1 protein-coding gene is annotated in these 514 nt (G+C 43.0%); it reads right to left on the bottom strand.

Annotated features, from left to right (window positions below; all coding sequences use genetic code 11):
* A partial coding sequence (locus MTBSS4_RS02965; RefSeq protein WP_217425487.1) for a hypothetical protein occupies nucleotides 1-514 on the bottom strand: 514 nt, incomplete at both ends.

Genomic DNA, 514 nt, shown 5'->3' with positions numbered 1-514 from the left:
GAAGGCCCCTCTCTTTATTAACAGTTAGTAGCTTTGAGTGGGCGGATGAGAAAATGTCATCTGGCGTTGCGTCTTGATCAAGCGTAAAGCTTATTTGATTGTCTGATGTTTTTATTACCACCTTTTGCCCATCTTCTCTTCCTTCAACTGTGGCTCTACCGTATCCATCTGCTGCCATCAAGAGAGCTGCATCGCCAACCGCTCCCATCTTCACGCCCATCATCTCTTTTGCATTTTCCATGGCTTCGGCGTTACCGGGTGGATTTGCGCTTGATATTTCATTTACCACTTTAACTATGTTCGTAGAAATTCCGCCATCATCACTTTTTTCAGCAACCGTCATTTCAGATATTTTACGTATCTTCAGGTAGTCTTTCAAATCTCCCCATAGAGGTCCAAATAAAGGGTTCGGTGGATTTACACGCGCATGAACAGTATTAACTGAGGTTAATTTTGAAATACGCTTTACAAATGTTCGGAGATCGGCAATTGGCTCAAGTTCACATTTCACCCA

The sequence above is a fragment of the Magnetospirillum sp. SS-4 genome, assembly GCF_902729425.1.
Taxonomy (GTDB): domain Bacteria; phylum Pseudomonadota; class Alphaproteobacteria; order Rhodospirillales; family Magnetospirillaceae; genus Phaeospirillum.
Note: the sequence above shows the minus strand (reverse complement) of the source record. Positions and strands in the feature narration are given on the sequence as shown.